This window comes from Nocardioides sp. LHG3406-4, from assembly GCF_049897745.1.
Lineage (GTDB): Bacteria > Actinomycetota > Actinomycetes > Propionibacteriales > Nocardioidaceae > Nocardioides.
Window position 1 is genome coordinate 253413 of the sequence record NZ_JAFCWV010000005.1, and the last position, 18330, is coordinate 271742.

Here is an 18330-nt window from a genome sequence, read left to right on the forward strand (position 1 = left end):
AGCAGTGCCGCCCGCTGACGATCGGCCGGTGACCGTGACCGGCCTGCGCACAGACGGCGGGCCCGGCCAGGAGGAGCTCGTCATCGAGTTCTCGCTGCCCGACACTCCTCCGGGGGTCTGCCGCCAGCCGTACAACGACGCCTACAGAGCTCGCCCTCGCCGCCCTGACTCCGAGGCCTACGCCACGGAGCTGGGCCGAGAGATCCAGGGCTGGGCGACCGAGCACCTGCGGAGGTACCACCCTCCCGAGCCCATCGATCGCGAGCAGGTGCGCCATGAGCTGCCGACGGGCGACGGGCTGTGGCGCATGCTGATCGACCACTTCGACGAGACGACACCCGTGCCCCAAGGGTTTCGAGGCACGGCGTACGGCAGCACCATCACCGTCGTCCTGACTCCCGAGGAGTGGCAAGAGCACGTCATCTCCTGCGAGATCGGCTGCCGGATGGACTACGGGGTGGACGCCGACCGCGAGGGTTCCGGGCCGTACGTCGCGTTCGATGCCCTCGACGAGATCATCGGCACGCTTGACCCCGAGGAGCTCTACGTCGTCTTCGACGGCAGAGAGTTCAGAGGCTCCACCCGCGCCGAGCTGCCTGCGGTCCCCGGCACCGCCGGAGAGCGCGAGCACGCCCAGTCGATGCGCCGGCTCGCCGAGGCCAGGGCGGCGAACCCCGACGTCGAGTTCGGTTGGTTCGCCTATCGCCCCGATGGCAGCCAGACCCGCCTCGGTGACGACTGACCGTGCGCTCGACGTACATGTAACGCGCAGTTCATGACACTGGCGCGGGCGTGCACGGGCGCCCCAGTGCATTTAACTGCGCGTTACAAGGGGATCGGCGCCGCCTCGGCAGGTCGTACGGCGGCACGTTCGGCATGCTCTCCGGCGGCGACCTGCGGGCGATCGTGGAGCGGGCCACGCCGGTGGTCGAGGGCTGAGCTTGCGGCTCGGCGTACATGTAACGCGTAGTACATGACACTGGCGCCGGCGTGCACGGGCGCACCAGTGTCATTAACTGCGCGTTACAAGCGGGATCGGCGGCGAGACTCAGCCCCGGGCCGCCCGGTGGTCGAGCGCCTGCGCGACCCACCACTCGAGGTCGCCGGCCGACGACGTGCCGGCGGAGTCGACCACCAGCCAGCCGCGGCTCATCGGCTTGCCGCGCATCTCGGGCCAGCTCGCGCCCGGCCGCTCCAGCAGCTCGTCGACCCGCTCGGGGTCGCAGCGCACCATCAGCCGCCCCTGCGAGTCGGCCGCCACCGTCAGTTGCTCGTCGACCATGAACGACAGGCCGCCGAACATCCTGACCTCGCGCACCGACGGCCGGCCGGCCAGCGCGGCGCGGATCCGGGCTGCCAGCTGCTCGTCGTACGCCATCGGGCCGGTCGGCTCAGGTGAGCTCGAGGCCCGGGTAGAGCGGGTGCTTGTCGAGCATCTCGGCCGACGCGTCCTTGACCTTGTCGGCGACCCCGTCAGCCAGGGCGTACGACGCCTTCGACGGGCCGCCCGCCTTGGTCGTGCCCGCCGTGGTGTTCGACAGCACCTCGACGATCAGCTCCGCGACGGTGTCGAACTCGTCGTGCCCGAAGCCGCGCGTGGTCAGCGCGGGGGTGCCGAGCCGGATGCCGGAGGTGTACCAGGCGCCGTTGGGGTCCGCCGGCACGGAGTTGCGGTTGGTGACGACGCCCGCGTCGAGCAGCGCCGACTCGGCCTGCCGACCGGTGAGGCCGAAGCCCGACACGTCGAGCAGCACGATGTGGTTGTCGGTGCCGCCCGTGACCAGCCGGGCGTCGCGCTTGAGGAAGCCCTCGGCCAGCGACTTCGCGTTGTCGGCAACCGCCTGGGCGTAGGTCTGGAACGACGGCTGCCGCGCCTCGGCCAGGGCGACGGCCTTGGCCGCCATCACGTGCGAGAGCGGCCCGCCGAGCACCATCGGGCAGCCACGGTCGACGTCGGCCGCGAACTCCTCCTGCGCCAGGATCAGGCCGCCGCGCGGGCCGCGCAGCGACTTGTGGGTGGTCGTGGTGGTGATGTGGGCGTGCGGCACCGGGTCCTCGTCGCCGGTGAACACCTTGCCGGCCACCAGCCCTGCGAAGTGGGCCATGTCGACCATCAGCACGGCCCCGACCTCGTCGGCGATCTCGCGCATCTTGGCGAAGTTCACCCGGCGCGGGTAGGCGGAGTAGCCGGCGACGAGCACGAGCGGCTTGAACTCTCGGGCCTTCGCGGCCACGACGTCGTAGTCGAGCAGACCGGTCTCCGGGTCGGTGCCGTACTGCTGCTGGTGGAACATCTTGCCGCTGATGTTGGGCCGGAAGCCGTGGGTGAGGTGGCCGCCTGCGTCAAGACTCATCCCGAGCAGCCGCTGGTCGCCGAACTCGTGCCGCAGCGTCTCCCACTCGGTCTCGCTGATCTCGTTGACGTTCTTGGCACCGAGCCTGGCCAGCGCCGGGGTCTCGACGCGGTTGGCCAGGATCGACCAGTACGCCACCAGGTTGGCGTCGATGCCGGAGTGCGGCTGCACATAGGCGTACGGCGAGCCGAAGAGCTCGCGGGCATGCTCAGCCGCCAGCGCCTCGACGGTGTCGACGTTCTGGCAGCCGGCGTAGAAGCGGTGGCCGACGGTGCCCTCGGCGTACTTGTCGGAGAACCACGTGCCCATCGTCAGCAGCACCGCGGGCGAGGCGTAGTTCTCGGAGGCGATGAGCTTCAGCGAGGAGCGCTGGTCCGCCAGCTCCTGCCGGGTGGCCTCCGCGATGCGGGGCTCGACCTTGCCGATGACCTCGAGGGCCTGGCTGTACGCAGAGGAGAGCAGGGCGTCCGTCATGACCCACAGCCTAGTGAGTGTCCCGGAGCGGCCGACGGCGGCCGAGCTGTGACCTGGACCGCACGGGGCCCGAATCCACGCCTCGCTCAGACGGCGGTGTCTCAGTATGTGGAGACCCGTCTCACAGGTTGGGATTCCAACTTGTGGAACGCTCGTCCGCCCCCTGAGACTCCATCCCATGGTCACTGTTCTGACGCACGCGCACCTCGTGGTACGACGCCACGTGGACCTGATGCGCACGCGCAGCATGATCTGTTGGCCTCGCTGATCTACGCCGCCCCTCCTCCCGCGCCCAACGATGCGCGCGGCCCCTCAGCGACAGGACACCCCGTGACTATCACCCAGCCCGCACCCGCCAGTGCCGCCAGCGCCCGCACCGCCCGCCCCCGCCCCAAGCGCGGCGAGGGCCAGTGGGCCCTGGGCTACCGGGAGCCGCTCAACAAGAACGAGCAGTCCAAGAAGGACGACAACCCCCTCAACGTCCGGGACCGCATCGAGAACATCTACTCCAAGCGCGGCTTCGACTCGATCGACCCGGCCGACCTGCGCGGCCGCTTCCGGTGGATGGGCCTCTACACCCAGCGCGCCCCGGGCTTCGACGGCGGCAAGACCGCGCTGCTCGAGGAGGAGGAGCTCGACGACCGCTACTTCATGATGCGGGTCCGCACCGACGGCAAGATCCTCGACGCCGACGCGCTGCGCATCCTGGGCGGGATCTCCACCGACTTCGCGCGCAACACCGCCGACATCACCGACCGCAACAACATCCAGTACCACTGGATCGACATCGCCAACGTCCCCGAGATCTGGGACCGGGTGGATGCCGCCGGGCTGACCACGCTCGAGGCATGCGGAGACGCGCCGCGCGGGTTCCTCGGCTCGCCCGTCGCCGGCATCGCCAAGGACGAGATCATCGACGGCAGTGAGGCGCTGGCCGAGATCACGCGGCGCTACATCGGCAACCCGGAGTACTCCAACCTGCCGCGCAAGTTCAAGACCGCCCTCACCGGGCACCCCAGCCACGACGTGGCGCCGGAGATCAACGACGTGTCCTTCGTCGGTACCGTGCACCCCGAGCACGGCCCGGGGTTCGACCTGTGGGTCGGCGGCGGCCTCTCCACTAACCCGATGCTCGCCCAGAAGCTCGGCGTCTGGATCCCCCTCGACGAGGTGCCCGACGCGTGGGAAGGCGTCATCGCGATCTTCCGCGACTTCGGCTACCGGCGGCTGCGCTCCAAGGCCCGGCTGAAGTTCCTGGTCGCCGACTGGGGCGTGGATAGGTTCCGAGACGTCCTCGAGACGCGCTACCTCCGCCGCGAGCTCGTCTCCAACCCGTCCCCCGAGGCACCGCAGTACCAGGGCGACCACATCGGCATCCACGAGCAGAAGGACGGCCTCTTCTACGTCGGCGCCGCACCGGTCGTCGGCCGCATCGACGGCGTCACGCTGACCTCGCTGGGCGACCTGGTCGCCAAGTACGGCGCCGACGGCGTCCGGCTGACGGCGTACCAGAAGCTCGTCGTCATCGGCGTGCCCGGCGAGAGCACCGAGGCCTTCGCCGACGACCTCGAGAAGATCGGCCTGACGGCGCGCCCGAGCAACTGGCGCCGCAACACGATGGCCTGCACCGGCATCGAGTTCTGCAAGCTGGCCATCGTCGACACCAAGGACCGCGCGGCGGCGCTGGTGACCGAGCTGGAGAAGCGCTTCCCCGACCTCGACACCCCGATCACGGTCAACGTGAACGGCTGCCCCAACGCCTGCGCCCGCACCCAGGTCGCCGACTTCGGCCTCAAGGGGCAGCTGGTCATGGACGAGCACGGCAACCAGGTCGAGGGGTTCCAGGTGCACCTCGGTGGGGCTCTCGGGCTCGGCTCGACCTTCGGCCGCAAGCTGCGCGCACACAAGGTCACCAGCGAGGGGCTCGACGACTACATCACCAACGTCGTCACCGGCTACCTCGCCGACCGCGCCGAGGGCGAGAGCTTCGCCGCCTGGGCCGAGCGGGCCGACGACGAGCTGTTGCGCGGCGAGCAGCCGGTGGCAGTCCTATGAGCACCCGTGCCGCGCCGTTCCACTGCCCCTACTGCGGCGGGGAGAACCTGTACCCCCGCGAGGACGGCTGGGAGTGCCGGTCCTGCCTGCGCGCCTTCGCGGTGAGCTTCCTCGGACTGATCGAGCCGACAGGGGGCGCGCGATGACCGTCGCCACCACCCGGGCGGCCCGGACGTTCCGCGGCACCCACACCGAGGGGCGCACCCCCGAGGAGCTGCGTGAGCTGGTCTCCCACGTGGGGGCCGAACTCGAGCTCGCGCCGGCCACCGTTATCATCGAGTGGGCCGTGGCCACCTTCGGCAAGCGCTTCTGCGTCACCTCCTCGATGGGCGACGCCGTGCTCGCGCACCTCGCCTCGACCGTGGCGCCCGACATCGACGTGGTCTTCCTCGACACCGGCTACCACTTCGCCGAGACCATCGGCACCCGTGACGCGGTCGAGGCCACGCTGCCGGTCAACCTGATCACCATCACGCCCACGCAGTCGGTGGCCGAGCAGGACGCGGCGTACGGCAAGGACCTCTACAAGTCCGACCCCGACAAGTGCTGCGCGCTGCGCAAGGTGCAGCCGCTGGCCGACGCGTTGAGCGGGTACGACGCCTGGGCCACCGGCCTGCGCCGCGCCGAGACGCACAACCGGATCATCGCGCCGGTCGTCGGCTGGGACGCCCGCAAGGCGAAGGTGAAGGTCTCGCCCCTCGCCCGCTGGTCGGACGAGGAGGTCGAGCAGTACGTCGCCGACCACGGCGTGCTGGTCAACCCGCTGGTGCAGGACGGCTACCCGTCGATCGGCTGCTGGCCCTGCACCCGACGCGTGGCTCCCGGCGAGGACGCGCGCAGCGGCCGCTGGGCCGGCACCAGCAAGACCGAATGCGGGATCCACTCATGAGGACCCCGACCAAGACCCTGGCCGACAACGCTGTCGACCACCCCACCACGCACGATGGGAGGCACCCCTGATGGCTGCTCCTGCTCTGATCGCCCTGGCCCACGGAAGCCGAGACCCGCGGTCCGCCAAGACCATCACGGCGCTGGTCGCCGAGGTCCGGGCCATGCGCCCCGACCTGCGCATCGAGGCCGCGTTCCTCGAGCTCTCCAAGCCGTCCTTCCAGACGGTGGTCGACAAGCTCGTGCGGGCCGGCTTCGACGAGATCGTCGTCGTGCCGCTGCTTCTGAGCGACGCCTACCACGCGAAGGTCGACGTGCCGACGGCGATCGCCGCCGCCACCGAGCGTCACGAGGGCCTGCAGGTGCGCGCCACCGACATCCTCGGTCTCGAGCAGGAGTTCCTCGAGGTCCTCGACCTCCGGATGCGCGAGACCCTCAAGGAGGCCCGGGTGCGTGAGCTGGACGCGCTGGTGCTCGCCGCCGCCGGCTCCTCCGACCCGATCGCCAACCAGGCCGTTGCCCGGCTCGCCCGGGTCTGGGGCACCCGGCACCGGCTTCCCGTCACCGCGGCGTTCGCGTCGTCGGCTCCCCCGGCGACCGGGGAGGCCGTGCGCGCCTTCCGCGCCGAGGGCCGGCGACACATCGCCGTCGCGTCGCTCTTCCTCGCGCCCGGGTTCCTGCCGGACCGCGCGGCCGAGCTGGCGATGGAGGCAGGCGCCATCGCGGTGTCGGCACCCCTCGGTGCGCACCCGGTGCTGGCTCGCACGATCCTGGCCCGCTACGCCGTGGGCGCGGTCGAGCTGGTCCCTGTCTGAGCCCTTAGCGCAGGTGCTTGAGCGCCTCACGGCGCGAGAGCCCGCTCATCCGGTCGGGGGGGGGGGGGGGGGGGGGGGGGGGCCCCCCCCCCCCCCCCCCCCACGCCGGATCGGTGCGCGCGTAGTCCCGCAGCGCCCAGCCCACGGCCTTGCGGACGAAGAACTCCGAGCCGTGCGGTGACCCTTCGAGGTTGGCGGCCATCACGTCCGCCAGCAGCCGTTTGTCGGTGGCGGCCCGGTGGCCGAGCTGCGCGAGGATGCCGGTGCGGCGTACCCACAGGTCGTCGTCGGTGGACCACGCCCGGATGACCGGCGCCACCTGCGCCCGGTCAGCGGCGAGGACGTCACCCACCAGGTGGGCGGCGATCTCGTCGACGACGTCCCACCAGGCGCCAGTGCGCACCAGGTGCAGGTAGAGCTCCAGCAGCTCGGGGCCCTGCCACCCGCGGTAGTGGCGATGCCGCAGCACGGCCAGCGCGGCGTACCACTCCTCGCGATGGGTCGCTCCGTCCCACAGCTCGAGGGCGGTCTCCTGCCAGGTACGCCGGTCGGAGAGGCGGTGACTCGCCAGGATCGGGCGCAGCAGCCTCCGCAGCTCGGGCGCGGTCAGCCCGCGATACGGCATCGAGGACTTCATGTAGGCCTGCTGCTGCACCGCTCGCTCGGCATTCCCGGCCGCGGCCCCGCCAAGAAGGAGGGCCTCCCGGATCGCCGAGACGAGTAGTTCGTCGCCGTGCGGGCTCATCCGACGTAGGTCGCCAGCAGGTGCTCGAGCTGGAGGGCGGGGTCCGTGGCCAGCCCGCCGTGCACCGGGCCGGGCTGCACGACCGTCGAACGCGGCGCCTTGAGGAACCCGAAGCGCTGTCCGAGCGGCTTCTGGCCTGCCTCGCCGGCGCGCTCATCGCCGCTGCACACGTGCGAGGCGAAGGTCAGCGCCGCCGACACCTGGTCGACGTCAAGGAACGGATCGAGGGCGCTGAGGCGGTCGTGGTCGACGTGCCAGGCGACGTCGAGGAACTCTGCGGCCTGGCAGTAGACGACCACGCCGACGTTGAGGAACTCCTCCCGGTCGGGCCGCGGCACGCAGCGCAGCACGACGTACTGATAGGCGACGCGGCTCATGCGCCACCTCCCGGCAGCCACTGGCGGGTCCCGAGCCGGGCGGTCAGGAAGGCGACGTACGCCGCCCGCAGCGCCTCCGGGGTCTCGGCGCCGGGCACCGGCTCCAGCCACACGTCGGGTACGGCGGCCAGCACCTCGGCCAGCACCGCCGGCGTGACCAGCGCGCTGATCTCCGCGTCCGCCGCGGCGACACCGGCCCGATGCGCGCCGAACACGTGGTCGCTGACGTCCCACGGCTGACGGGCGAAGCGCTCGGGGTCGGTGACGCCCCCGCCCCAGCCGTGGTGGAAGTAGAGCGCTGCGCCGTGGTCGATCACCCACAGGTCGCCGTGCCAGAGCAGGAGGTTGGGGTTGCGCCAGCTGCGGTCGACGTTGGCGCAGAACGAGTCGAGCCACAGCACCTTCGCGGCCACCGGGTCGGGTGCGGGCAGGTCCTCGTCGAAGCCGAACGCGCCGGGCAGGAAGTCCACCCCGAGGTTGAGCCCCGGGCTCCGGTTGAGCAGGTCCTGCACCTCCTCGTCGGCCTCGTAGCGCGCGATCTCGGGGTCCAGGTCGAGCACGACGAGCCGCGGGGTCCGCAGTCCGATCCGGCGGGCCAGCTCGCCGACCACCACCTCGGCGACGAGCACCCGGATCCCCTGGCCCGCGCCGCGGAACTTGCACACGTAGGTCCCGAGGTCGTCGGCCTCCACGATGCCCGGCAGGCTGCCGCCCTCGCGCAGCGGGGTGACGTAGCGGGTGACCCGCACGGTCGGCAGGGTCGTGCCCACCTCGAGCTGGTGCGACGTCATGCGGGGTCCGACTCAGCGAGGCGCCGCAGCTCATGCTCGACGTCGAAGTCGGCTGATGGCCACTCGAGGTCGAGGCTGCGCAGCGCCTCCAGGAGGAGGTGGCCGATGGCGAGGTTGCGGAACCACTTCTTGTCGGCGGGGATGACGTGCCACGGTGCGACGTCGGTGTTCGTGCGCTCGAGGGCGATCTCGTAGGCCCGCTGGTAGGCCGGCCAGAGCGCCCGCTCGTCGAGGTCGCCGGGGTTGTACTTCCAGTGCTTCTCGGGGTTGTCGAGGCGCTCCTGCAGGCGGGCCTTCTGCTCGTCGACGCCGAGGTGGAGCATGCACTTGACGATGGTCGTGCCACCGTCGGCGAGCTCCCGCTCGAAGGCGTTGATCGCGTCGTACCTGCGCTCGATCTCCTCGGCGTCGGCCCACCCGTGAACCTTGACCACCAGCACGTCCTCGTAGTGCGACCGGTCGAAGACCCCGATGGTGCCTGCGTCGGGTACGGCGTGGCGGATCCGCCAGAGGAAGTCGTGCTGCTTCTCCTCGTCGGTCGGCGCCTTGAACGACGTGATCCGCACCCCCTGGGGGTCGACGAGGCCGACGGTGTGGCGCAGGGTGCCGCCCTTGCCGGAGGTGTCCATCCCCTGCAGCACGAGCAGGATCCGCCGCTCCGAGCCGACCGAGCGCTCCGCGAACAGCCGCTCCTGGAGATCGGCGAGCTCGTCGCCCAGACCGGCCAGCGCAGCCTTGCCGTCCTTCTTCTTGCCGGCGAACCCCGGCGCGGCATCGGTCTCGATGATGGAGAGGTCGACCGGGCCCGGCGGCAGAAGCAGGGCAGAGGTGTCCAGCGCGTCGCTCATGGGCTCATCATGGCGGACGGGCCGGGCGCGGCTCAGCCCACCACGCGCGCGGCGTCGAGGGTGCACCCGACCATGGTGGCGCTGGAGCCGTCGGACTGAGGCTCGTCGAACCACAGCCCGCGGTCGAACCCGACCTTGTCGAGAAGACGCAACGACGCCTCGTTGCGGTGGTCGGGGGCGGCGAAGTAGTGGGCGACCTCGGGATGTCGCTGGCGGGCCTTCAGCGCCCATGCCCACACGACGCGAGTGCCGATGCCGCGCCCGATCCACTCGGGCTCGCCGATCGCGTAGTCCACGCCCAGCGCCCCCGGGTCGGGCGTCAGCAGCGCGAACTCGGGATAGTCGGCGATCCGGTAGTCCTGCACGAAGCCCACCGAGCGCCCGTTGACCTCGGCCACCCACAGGCGGGTCGGGGTCATCCCGTCGATGTCGGGGCCGTACTGCGCCTCGACCCGCTCGGCCGACGGCTCGCCGCTGGAGCGCCACCATCGACGGACGTGCTCGGCCTGGCGCCACTTCGTCACCAGGGGCAGGTCACCTCGCGACATCGGCCGGATCGCGACGACCAGGTCGTGGTCGACGGCGAACCGCTTCACCTCGCCCGACAGGTCGACGGGCACCGGGTCGCTGACCAGGGTCGCGGCGGTACGACGAGCGGCGGCCACCCAGGACTCGCCCTCGCGGATCGTGCCGTCGAGCTCACGCTCGCCGTGGACCACCGTCAGCCGCATGTGCGGCAACCTACCCAAGGTCGGTGTCGCCGAGCTCCTCCTTGACCACTGCGTAGGCCACCCCGGGCGAGTGGCCCTTGCGGGCCAGCATGCCGACCAGCCGGCGGGTCGCCTTGTCACGGTCGAGACCCTGGACCGACCTGAGCTTGCGCCGGACCAGCCCGCGCGCGAGCTCCCGCTCGTCGTCGGCATCCACCTGGGCGAGCGCCTCACCGGCGATCTCGTCGTCGATGCCCTTGCGGCGCAGCTCGTGGGCCAGCGCCCGCCTGGCCAGCCCGCGGCCGGTGCTGCGCTGCTCGACCCAGTCACGGGCGAACGCCGCGTCGTCGACGAGGCCGACCTCCTCGAACCTATCGAGGAGGCGCTCGGCGATCTCGGTCGGGACGTTCTTCTGGGCCAGCTTGTCGGCCAGCTGGTGTCGGCTGCGTGCCCGGCCGGTCAGCTGGTCGAGCAGGATCTTGCGTGCGACCGCCTCCTGGTCGGCGTCGGGTCCCTCGGCCACCGGGTCCGGCGGCGGTGGCGTGCGGCCGCCGGTCCACGCGGCGACGCCGGCTGCGACGTCGCCGCGCCACCCGTCAGAAGCTGTCGACGCCGATCGGCTCATCGGAGAGGGCCTCCTCCGGCTTGTCGACCTGCGGGCCGACGCCGAGCTTCTCGAGGATCTTCTTCTCAAGCTCGTTGGCGAGGTCGGGGTTGTCCTTGAGGAAGCCCCGGGCGTTCTCCTTGCCCTGGCCGAGCTGATCGCCCTCGTAGGTGTACCAGGCGCCGGCCTTCCGGACGAGGCCCGCCTCCACGCCGACGTCGATCAGCCCACCCTCGCGGGAGATGCCCTTGCCGTACATGATGTCGAACTCCGCCTGCTTGAACGGCGGGGCCACCTTGTTCTTGACGACCTTGACGCGGGTGCGGTTGCCGACCATGTCGGTGCCGTCCTTGAGCGTCTCGATGCGGCGCACGTCGAGGCGCACCGAGGAGTAGAACTTCAGCGCCTTGCCGCCGGTGGTGGTCTCGGGCGAGCCGAACATCACCCCGATCTTCTCGCGCAGCTGGTTGATGAAGATCATCGTGGTGCCGGAGTTGTTGAGGGCACCGGTCATCTTGCGCAGCGCCTGGCTCATCAGCCGGGCCTGGAGGCCGACGTGGCTGTCGCCCATCTCGCCCTCGATCTCGGCGCGGGGCACGAGCGCGGCCACCGAGTCGATCACGATCAGCGAGAGCGCACCCGAGCGGATCAGCATGTCGGCGATCTCGAGCGCCTGCTCCCCGGAGTCGGGCTGGGAGACGAGCAGGGCGTCGGTGTCGACGCCCAGCGCCTTGGCGTAGTCGGGGTCCAACGCGTGCTCGGCGTCGATGAAGGCGACGATCCCGCCGGCCGCCTGGGCGTTGGCCACGGCGTGCAGGGCGACCGTCGTCTTGCCGGAGGACTCCGGGCCGTAGATCTCGACGACCCGGCCGCGCGGCAGGCCGCCCAGGCCGAGCGCGACGTCGAGGGCGATCGACCCCGTGGGGATCACCTCGAGCGGTGCGCGCGTCTCGTCGCCCAGTCGCATGACCGAGCCCTTGCCGAACTGCTTCTCGATGTTCGCGAGTGCGGCATCCAGGGCCTTGTCGCGGTCTCCACCAGCCATGTGCGTGTCCTTTGGGTGTCGTCGGTGTCGGGTACGTCGGCGACGCTAGAACGAGCCACCGACAGTCCCTGATCAGCACCGTCGAAGCCTGTGGACAACCTCGTCCCACGTCATACCCGCGGAACCACGATAGCCCGAACAGGTGTTCGACCACGACTGATCCGACCGCGTGTCGCGGCCCCTGAACAGCGGCTCAGACGGGGACGCGCTCGCCCGCCCGGCGCCCGCTCACCACGCCGGCGGCGAGCACCCCGCACGCCAGCGCGGCCGCGAAGGCGGTGAGCGCCGGATAGCCCCACTCCCCCACCACGACACCCGCGACCGCACCGGCCGCCGCGGCGGTCAGGCCCATCGTCATGTCGGAGGCGCCCTGCACGTCGGTGCGTACGTCGAGGGGCGCCAGGTCGGCCACCAGCGTCGACCCCGCGACGGTGGCGCACGACCAGCCCAGGCCCAGCAGGAAGAGGCCGGCGAAGATCTCCCACGACGAGCCCTCCGGCGAGCGGGCGCACAGCAGCAGGGAGGCCAGCAGCACCCCGGCACCTACCAGCAGCATCGCCGGCCGGCCGATGCGGTCGGTGGCCAGGCCGACGAGCGGCGAGAACGCGAACATCCCCAGCACGTGCACCGAGATGACGAACCCGATCACGCGCAGCTCCGCCCCGCCGTGCTCCATGTGCAGCGGGGTCATGATCATCACCGCGATCATCACCGCGTGCGCCGAGGCGATGCCGCCGATGGCCGCACCCAGCGCCGGCTGGCGGCGTACGGCGACGACGGCCCGGCCCCAGGACGTGCCGGTCGGCTGATGCACGACCGCGCCGGCGACGGCGCGCGCCGTCAGCAGCGGGTCGGGGCGTAGGAAGACCGCGATGACGCCGGCGGCCACCACCATGGCGATGCTGCCCAGCAGGAACGGTCCCGTCAGCGGCGGGATGCCCAGCGCGTCGGCCAGGGTCCCGGCCGGGCCGGTCAGGTTGGGTCCGAGCACGGCACCGATCGTGGTGGCCCACACCACGGTCGCCAGTGACCGCGCGCGCGTGGCCTCCGGGGCCAGGTCGGTGGCGGCGTACCGGGCTCCGGCGTTCGCGGCGGTCGTCGACCCCAGCATCGCTGCGCCGACCAGCAGCAGGGCCATCGACTCCACGACGCCGGCCACCACCGCGAGCAGCGCGCCCGCAGCCCCGACGAGGAGGCCGGTCACCTGCCCGAAGCGCCGTCCGCGGTGCGACATGGCCCTGGCCAGGAGGTACGACGCCACGGCCGCGCCGAGCACCTGGGTGGTCTGCGCCAGCCCGGCCTGGGTGTCGGAGCCGGAGATGTCCCGGGCGAGCAGCGACGCGGTGGCCACGCCGATGGTGATGCCGACCGCGCCGATGGCCTGGCCGACGACGAGCACCCGGACGGTACGGCGCTGGACCGCCTCGAGGTCGGGCGCGCTCATCGCTGGTTGTCCGGGAGCCCGAGGGTGCGCCACACCGCGGCCCACACCGCCTTGGGCGGCTCGCCCGCAGCGAGCGCCTCGTCGACGGTGCGGCCGCCGAGCTCGCCGATCACCGTCATCTTGGCCCAGGAGCGGGCGTACGCCGGCCCCAGCGCGGCTTCCATGCGCGCCCAGAACTCGGTGTGCCTCATGACGTGCGGCTCGCGAGGACGTCGAGCCAGGGCTCGCCGGTGTGGCTGGTCAGGCGCGTCAGGGACTCGATGCTCCAGCCCGCTCCCGCCAGCGCGGCACGCAACGGCTGCTCACGCCAGTAGACGAACCGACGGGGCACCCGGATGCTGCCGTGCGTCGACCAGGCCTCCCCGTCACCCTCCTTGAGGGAGACGCGCAGCAGGCCGCCGGCGCGAGTCACCTCGGCCAGCCGTCGCAGCACCGTCGACAGGTCGTCGCGGTCGACGTGCAGCAGGCAGGCGTTCGCCCAGACCGCGTCGTACGCCCCGGGAGCGCCGAGGTCGTCGTGCAGCGGGTCGAGGACGTCGGCCTGGTGGCCCGCCTGTCGCAGCAGCTCGACGAAGCCGGGAGTGATGTCGGTACGACGGACGTGCAGGCCCGCCGCCTCGAGGGCGAGGGCGTCGCGGCCACCGCCGCTGCCGATCTCGAGCACGCGAGCGCCGGGGATGAGCCGGTCGGCGAACGCCTGCACGGCGACCCTGATCTCCTCGCGCAGCAGCATGGAGTGGTCGCGGTAGACGGCTGCATCGGCGTCGTACGCCCGGATCGTGGCGCGCAGCGGGTCGTGGCCGACGTCGTGCAGGTGGTGGACGATGTCGTGGAGGTGGTAGCGCCCCAGCGTGGTGACCGTGAACTCGCTGCCGTCGCTGCGGACTCCGGTGCGACCGGCGGTCTCGTCGGTGACCGTGGCGTAGAGCCCGGCGACCGTCCCGGCGGCCTCGATCAGCGCGACGTCCACGTCGGCCGGGTCCTGGGCGGCGTAGTCGGAGGCGACGGCGGTGGCGTCCTGGTCCCAGTTCGCGAAGGCGGGCGCGTCCTCGGTGAGCATGAGGGTGAGGCGCTCGGCGAAGAGCTCGTGCACGTCGCGCACGTGACACGCGTACTCCAGCGGCGACCAGGTCGACTCGTCCGGCCGGTCGCGCACGTCGGGCAGGCCGAGCACCTGCGACCACGTCACTGTCGTGTCGCGGAGCAGCCCGGGCAGGTCGCCGAGGGCGAGGGCCGACGCGTCGAGCCCGCAGTCGGGGCACGGGCGCTCGAGCACCCAGGTCCAGTCCTTGGTGTCAGGGGCGATCGGCATCACGCCATTCAACCAGCGGATTCCGGCAGTGGCAGCATGCGCCCATGGCTGCCGACTTCGTCGTCCGCGAGGCGACGCACGACGACATTCCCGCGATGTCCGCGATCTACGGGCGGGAGGCCCGCGAGGGCCATGCCACCTTCGACGTCGAGCCGAGGTCGCACCAGGCCTGGTCGGCGTACGTCGAGAGCAGGGCTCCGGGTGACGTCGCCCTCGTGGCCGCCGACGCGACCGGGGTGCTCGGCTACGCCTACTCCACGGCGTACCGGCCGAAGCCTGCCTACGGCCACACCCGCGAGTCGACCGTCTACGTAGATCCGTCGGCGCAGGGACGCGGCATCGGTCGGGCGCTGTACGCCGAGCTGATCGAGCGGATGCGGCGGGCCGGCGTGCACGTCGTGGTCGCCGGCATCGCACTGCCGAACGACGCGAGCACCAGGCTGCACACCTCGTGCGGGTTCACCCCGGTCGGCACGTTCCGAGAGGTCGGCCGCAAGCTCGACCGCTGGATCGACGTGGAGTTCTACCAGCTGACGCTCTAGGTGAGCAGGAGCTTGTCGAGGCGCCGGCGCACGACGGCCAGCCCGACCAGCCCCATCACCACGAGGTAGGCGACGGAGACCGCGCTGGCCCACGTCACGGCGCCGGTGGTGAGCTCGCGGCACAGCACCACGCCGCGGTAGAGAGGCGTGCACTCGACGACCCACCGCAGCCCCGCCGGGAAGGCCGTGAGCGGGAAGAACGTCGCCGAGAAGAGGAACAGCGGCAGCTGCAGCAAGGTGACCTTGTCGAAGTCCTGCCAGCTCTTCATCCACGTCGTCAGCGCCATGCACACCGACGAGAACGCGAAGCCGATGAGCAGCACGGCGGGCAGCGCGAGCAGCGCCCACCACGAGCTGATCAGCCCCATCGCCAGCATCACCACCAGGAACGCCGCGGAGTAGGCGGCCCCTCTGAGCTGGCCCCAGGCGATCTCGCCGCGGGCGATGTCGGAGGTGCTGAGCGGCGTGGCCAGCATCTGGTCGTAGAGCTTCTCGTACTTGAGCTTGAAGAAGACGTTGTAGGTGCTGTCCATCAGCGCGCCGTTGAAGGCCGAGGCCGCCAGCATTCCGGGCGCGACGAACTCGGCGTAGGGGATGGTCCGGCCGTTGAACTCGAAGGCCTCGATGAGCTGCCCGACGCCGATGCCGATCGACAGCAGGTAGAAGACGGGCTCCAGGAAGCCGGTCAGGAAGAGCTTCCAGGCCGCCTTGTAGACGATGTAGTTGCGCTGCACGAGCAGCGACGTCGCCTGCACGGGAGTGAGGGTCGACATCACGTCACCAGCCGCTTCGTCAGGCCGGTGACGGTCAGGACGTAGCCGCCGACCACCAGGGCGACCAGGACGGCGACGTTGACCGCGGCGAGCGACCAGTCGACGTTGTCGACGAGGAACATCCTCGACAGGTTGACGCCGTGCCACAGCGGCGTGAACCGGGCCGCCCAGGCGCCGAGGTCTCCGAGGTTCGCGATCGGGAAGAAGGCGCCGGAGAAGAGGAACAGCGGGAAGACGACCAGCCGGAAGAAGACGCCGTACCCCGCCTCGGACCTGAGCCTGACCGAGAGGGCGAACGTCAGCGCCGCGAACGCCATGCCCACCAGCACCTGGCCGGCGTAGGCGAGCAGCGCGCCCCACCACGTCGCGAACAGCCCGAACGGCGCCACCACGAGCATGAAGACGGCGCAGGTGACCAGCAGCCGGAAGAGGACGAAGAGCAGGTGGGCGCCGACCAGGTCGCGCACGCGAAGCGGGGTCGCGAGCATGGAGTCGTAGACCCGCTGCCACTTGATCATGCCCATCACCGGGTAGGTCATCTCGCCCACGGCGGTCTGCATCGCGTGGGAGGCGATCAGGCCGGGCACGATGAAGGCGAGGTACGACGTGGCGCCCTCGAGCTGGCCGGGGTCGCCCTCGATGAACCCGCCGAGGAGCACGCCCATCGCGAGGACGTAGAAGATCGGCGACAGGAAGGAGCTGATGAAGCTGCCCTTCCAGGTGCGCTTGTAGACGGTCCACCAGTAGTCGAGCTGGCGCCGGATGCCCTCGCCGGGCGCGAGCGTCGGGGCCGGGACGGTGGTGGCCATCAGTCGACCAGCGTCCGCCCGGTGAGGGCGAGGAAGACGTCCTCGAGCGTGGATCGGCGCACCAGGACCGCGGCCGGCTGGAGGCCGCGCTCGTGCACCTTGGCGGTGACCTCCTCGCCGTCGTCGCTGTAGACGAGGATGCGGTCGGGCAGCACCTCGAGACGGCCCAGGTCGGCGACCTTCTCGGCGTGCGCGTCGTTCTCCCCCACGGGGAAGCGCAGCTCGGCCACCTCGCGCGTGGAGTGCTCGCGGATCAGCTCGAGCGGTGAGCCCTCCGCCACGATCAAGCCCTTGTCCATCACGACCAGCCGGTCACACAGCTGCTCCGCCTCGTCCATGTAGTGGGTGGTCAGCACCAGCGTCACGCCGGACTGCTTGAGCCGGAAGAGCCGGTCCCACAGCACGTGCCGCGCCTGCGGGTCGAGGCCGGTGGTGGGCTCGTCGAGCAGGAGCAGGTCGGGCGAGTTGATCAGGCTGCGGGCGATCGTGAGCCGACGCTTCATGCCGCCGGAGAGGTCCTCGACCTTGGCCTTCCGCTTGTCGGTCAGCTGCACGAACTCCAGCAGCTCCTCGGCGCGCGCCCGGACCTCGGCCTTCCCGAGACCGAAGTAGCGACCGTAGATGTAGAGGTTGTCGAAGACGTTGAGCTCGTTGTCGAGCGTGTCCTCCTGGGGGCACACCCCGAGCCGGCCCCGGATCGCCGGGCCGTCGGTCGCGGGATCCATGCCCAGGATGCGGAGCTCTCCCCCGCTGATCGGCGACACCGCCGCCACCATCCGCATGGTGCTGGACTTGCCGGCGCCGTTGGGGCCGAGGAAGCCGAAGGACTCGCCGCGGCGGACCTCCACGTCGATGCCCTTGACGGCCTCGAAGTCACCGAAGGCCTTGCGCAGGCCCCGGGCCGAGATCATCGCTTCAGTCACACCTCGAGACCCTAGGACAACTCGCCGACATTCCTCACCGCGATATCAGGCACTCCGGCTGATCGCGAACGCCATGATGAATCCCAGCGTGGCGATCAGCCCGGTCCAGAGGCGGGTCTCCTCGAAGGCCTCCGGGATCATCGTGTCGGCGATCATGGCGAGGATCGCGCCGGCGGCGACCGCGGTGATGGCTGCGACCGTGTTGTCGGACGCTCCCTCGAGCAGGAGAACCCCGATCGCGCCGGCCAGGCCGCTCACGACCGCGATCCCGGTCCAGACACCGAACACGAACACCGGGGTGCGGCCGGCACGCTTCATCCCGGCCGTGCTGGAGAGCCCTTCGGGCAGGTTGGAGACGAAGATGGCGGCGAGCACCGGCACCCCCACACCGTGGCCGCCGAGCAGCGAGAGGCCTAGGACGACCGACTCCGGTACGCCGTCCAGCAGGGCACCCAGGGCGATGGCGGAGCCGCTTCCCTGCTGGTCCTCCTCGCGCGGCTGGAGCCCGCCAGACCGCTTGCGGTGCTGAGCGCCGCGACGGGCGAGCACCACGTTGCCGGCGACGTACGCCAGGGCACCGCCCAGGAAGCCGAGGACGGTGGGCAGCACGCCGCCGGTGTCAGCGGCCTCGTCGACCAGGTCGAAGGCCAGCGCGGAGACGAGCACGCCGGCACCGAAGGCCATGACGGCGTACGCGATGAGGGCGGGGACCCGCACCAGCCAGGCCACCAGCGCGCCGAGCACGAGTGCGCCGCCTGCGAGAAGTCCCCAGAGGCCGGCTTCGATCCAGGTGGGCACGGACCCACCGTAGAGCCCGGGTG

Annotated in this window: 23 protein-coding genes; 7 read left to right on the forward strand and 16 right to left on the reverse strand. The window is 71.2% G+C overall.

Features of this window, described 5'->3' with window-relative positions:
* Positions 1–28: 28 nt before the first annotated feature.
* Both ACP7BP_RS18030 and ACP7BP_RS18035 read left to right on the forward strand, forming a co-directional pair.
* Positions 29–742, forward strand: coding sequence for a hypothetical protein (locus tag ACP7BP_RS18030; protein ID WP_426246586.1), 714 nt, complete (start codon positions 29–31; stop codon positions 740–742).
* A 50-nt stretch (positions 743–792) separates the two neighbouring features.
* Positions 793–939 (forward strand): hypothetical protein, encoded by a 147-nt coding sequence (locus ACP7BP_RS18035; RefSeq protein WP_426246587.1) that lies wholly within the window; start codon positions 793–795, stop codon positions 937–939.
* A gap of 109 nt (positions 940–1048) precedes the next feature.
* Here the strand turns inward: ACP7BP_RS18035 and ACP7BP_RS18040 are convergent, their stop codons facing one another.
* Complete coding sequence (locus ACP7BP_RS18040; RefSeq protein WP_426246588.1) at positions 1049–1378, reverse strand: TfoX/Sxy family protein; 330 nt, start codon at positions 1376–1378, stop codon at positions 1049–1051.
* A gap of 13 nt (positions 1379–1391) precedes the next feature.
* Positions 1392–2828 (reverse strand): glycine hydroxymethyltransferase, encoded by a 1437-nt coding sequence (locus tag ACP7BP_RS18045; protein WP_426246590.1) that lies wholly within the window; start codon positions 2826–2828, stop codon positions 1392–1394.
* Positions 2829–3158: 330 nt separating this feature from the next.
* Here ACP7BP_RS18045 and ACP7BP_RS18050 point away from each other — a divergent pair, with 330 nt between their 5' ends.
* From ACP7BP_RS18050 to ACP7BP_RS18065, 4 genes are all read left to right on the forward strand, one after another.
* Positions 3159–4883 (forward strand): nitrite/sulfite reductase, encoded by a 1725-nt coding sequence (locus tag ACP7BP_RS18050; RefSeq protein WP_426246592.1) that lies wholly within the window; start codon positions 3159–3161, stop codon positions 4881–4883.
* On the forward strand, positions 4880–5029 hold the full coding sequence (locus ACP7BP_RS18055; RefSeq protein WP_426246594.1) for a hypothetical protein: 150 nt from the start codon (positions 4880–4882) through the stop codon (positions 5027–5029). Before ACP7BP_RS18050 ends, ACP7BP_RS18055 begins: the two co-directional genes overlap by 4 nt.
* Positions 5026–5772: a phosphoadenylyl-sulfate reductase gene (locus tag ACP7BP_RS18060; RefSeq protein ID WP_426246596.1), complete on the forward strand. Its 747-nt coding sequence runs from the start codon at positions 5026–5028 to the stop codon at positions 5770–5772. The genes ACP7BP_RS18055 and ACP7BP_RS18060 overlap by 4 nt, the downstream gene beginning before the upstream one ends.
* Positions 5773–5842: 70 nt before the next feature.
* Positions 5843–6586 carry a sirohydrochlorin chelatase gene (locus tag ACP7BP_RS18065; RefSeq protein WP_426246597.1) on the forward strand — a complete coding sequence of 248 codons (744 nt, stop codon included), beginning with the start codon at positions 5843–5845 and terminating at the stop codon, positions 6584–6586.
* 4 nt (positions 6587–6590) lie between these two features.
* Here ACP7BP_RS18065 and ACP7BP_RS18070 read toward each other — a convergent pair whose 3' ends face one another.
* The 10 genes from ACP7BP_RS18070 to ACP7BP_RS18115 form a co-directional block, all read right to left on the reverse strand.
* Positions 6591–7331 (reverse strand): DNA alkylation repair protein, encoded by a 741-nt coding sequence (locus ACP7BP_RS18070; protein ID WP_426246598.1) that lies wholly within the window; start codon positions 7329–7331, stop codon positions 6591–6593.
* A complete protein-coding gene (locus tag ACP7BP_RS18075) occupies positions 7328–7708 on the reverse strand; it encodes a DUF3037 domain-containing protein (protein ID WP_426246599.1) in 381 nt (126 codons plus the stop codon). The genes ACP7BP_RS18070 and ACP7BP_RS18075 overlap by 4 nt, the downstream gene beginning before the upstream one ends.
* Positions 7705–8499 (reverse strand): HipA family kinase, encoded by a 795-nt coding sequence (locus ACP7BP_RS18080; protein ID WP_426246601.1) that lies wholly within the window; start codon positions 8497–8499, stop codon positions 7705–7707. Before ACP7BP_RS18080 ends, ACP7BP_RS18075 begins: the two co-directional genes overlap by 4 nt.
* A complete protein-coding gene (locus ACP7BP_RS18085; RefSeq protein WP_426246602.1) occupies positions 8496–9347 on the reverse strand; it encodes a polyphosphate kinase 2 family protein in 852 nt (283 codons plus the stop codon). Before ACP7BP_RS18085 ends, ACP7BP_RS18080 begins: the two co-directional genes overlap by 4 nt.
* A 32-nt stretch (positions 9348–9379) precedes the next feature.
* Complete coding sequence (locus tag ACP7BP_RS18090; protein WP_426246604.1) at positions 9380–10078, reverse strand: GNAT family N-acetyltransferase; 699 nt, start codon at positions 10076–10078, stop codon at positions 9380–9382.
* Positions 10079–10088: 10 nt separating this feature from the next.
* Entirely contained in the window at positions 10089–10682 is a 594-nt protein-coding gene (locus ACP7BP_RS18095) for a regulatory protein RecX (RefSeq protein ID WP_426246606.1), read from the reverse strand.
* The gene (gene recA / locus ACP7BP_RS18100; RefSeq protein ID WP_426246607.1) at positions 10654–11706 is read right to left on the reverse strand and encodes a recombinase RecA; all 1053 of its coding nucleotides are present in this window, start codon (positions 11704–11706) and stop codon (positions 10654–10656) included. Before recA ends, ACP7BP_RS18095 begins: the two co-directional genes overlap by 29 nt.
* 193 nt (positions 11707–11899) lie before the next feature.
* Positions 11900–13150 (reverse strand): MFS transporter, encoded by a 1251-nt coding sequence (locus ACP7BP_RS18105; RefSeq protein ID WP_426246609.1) that lies wholly within the window; start codon positions 13148–13150, stop codon positions 11900–11902.
* Positions 13147–13341, reverse strand: coding sequence for a DUF3046 domain-containing protein (locus tag ACP7BP_RS18110; protein ID WP_426246611.1), 195 nt, complete (start codon positions 13339–13341; stop codon positions 13147–13149). Before ACP7BP_RS18110 ends, ACP7BP_RS18105 begins: the two co-directional genes overlap by 4 nt.
* Entirely contained in the window at positions 13338–14462 is a 1125-nt protein-coding gene (locus tag ACP7BP_RS18115) for a methyltransferase domain-containing protein (protein ID WP_426246612.1), read from the reverse strand. The genes ACP7BP_RS18110 and ACP7BP_RS18115 overlap by 4 nt, the downstream gene beginning before the upstream one ends.
* 44 nt (positions 14463–14506) lie before the next feature.
* On the opposite strand from ACP7BP_RS18115, the gene ACP7BP_RS18120 reads away from it, so the two are divergent.
* Complete coding sequence (locus tag ACP7BP_RS18120; protein WP_426246614.1) at positions 14507–15004, forward strand: GNAT family N-acetyltransferase; 498 nt, start codon at positions 14507–14509, stop codon at positions 15002–15004.
* On the opposite strand, the gene ACP7BP_RS18125 is transcribed toward ACP7BP_RS18120, so the two are convergent.
* From ACP7BP_RS18125 to ACP7BP_RS18140, 4 genes are read right to left on the reverse strand one after another with little or no spacing between them, the layout of a single operon-like run.
* The gene (locus ACP7BP_RS18125) at positions 15001–15777 is read right to left on the reverse strand and encodes an ABC transporter permease (protein WP_426246615.1); all 777 of its coding nucleotides are present in this window, start codon (positions 15775–15777) and stop codon (positions 15001–15003) included. The genes ACP7BP_RS18120 and ACP7BP_RS18125 overlap by 4 nt on opposite strands.
* Positions 15777–16586 (reverse strand): ABC transporter permease, encoded by an 810-nt coding sequence (locus tag ACP7BP_RS18130; protein WP_426246616.1) that lies wholly within the window; start codon positions 16584–16586, stop codon positions 15777–15779. Before ACP7BP_RS18130 ends, ACP7BP_RS18125 begins: the two co-directional genes overlap by 1 nt.
* Positions 16586–17509: an ABC transporter ATP-binding protein gene (locus ACP7BP_RS18135; RefSeq protein ID WP_426246618.1), complete on the reverse strand. Its 924-nt coding sequence runs from the start codon at positions 17507–17509 to the stop codon at positions 16586–16588. Before ACP7BP_RS18135 ends, ACP7BP_RS18130 begins: the two co-directional genes overlap by 1 nt.
* A gap of 45 nt (positions 17510–17554) precedes the next feature.
* The gene (locus ACP7BP_RS18140; protein ID WP_426246619.1) at positions 17555–18307 is read right to left on the reverse strand and encodes a ZIP family metal transporter; all 753 of its coding nucleotides are present in this window, start codon (positions 18305–18307) and stop codon (positions 17555–17557) included.
* Positions 18308–18330: the final 23 nt, after the last annotated feature.